Genomic DNA, 396 nt, shown 5'->3' with positions numbered 1-396 from the left:
GATCACGCCCACGTCCTTGATCCCGGCCTCGGCGCAGTTGCGCGGACAGCCCGAGACCGCGAGCTTGACCTTGTGCGGCGAATACATCGCCCACAGCGCCCGCTCCAGGTCCTTGCCCATCTGGGTGCTGTCCTGGGTGCCGAAGCGGCACCACTCGCTGCCCACGCAGGTCTTCACCGTGCGCAGGCTCTTGGCATAGGCAAAGCCCGAAGGCATGCCGATGTCCTTCCACACACCCTCCAGGTCTTCCTTCTTCACCCCCAAGAGGTCGATGCGCTGGCCGCCCGTGACCTTGACGGTCGGGATCTGGTACTTGTCGGCCGCATCCGCGATGCGGCGCAGCTCGTCGGGCGTGGTGTGGCCGMCCCACATCCGCGGGATGACGGAATAGGTGCC

1 pseudogene is annotated in these 396 nt (G+C 66.6%); it reads right to left on the bottom strand.

Annotated elements, in window-relative coordinates:
- Positions 1-396 (bottom strand): annotated as a pseudogene (locus AC1DMS_RS31785) (nitrite reductase large subunit); the annotation flags it as partial.

This window comes from Variovorax sp. 05T418, assembly GCF_056396385.1.
Note: the sequence above shows the minus strand (reverse complement) of the source record. Positions and strands in the feature narration are given on the sequence as shown.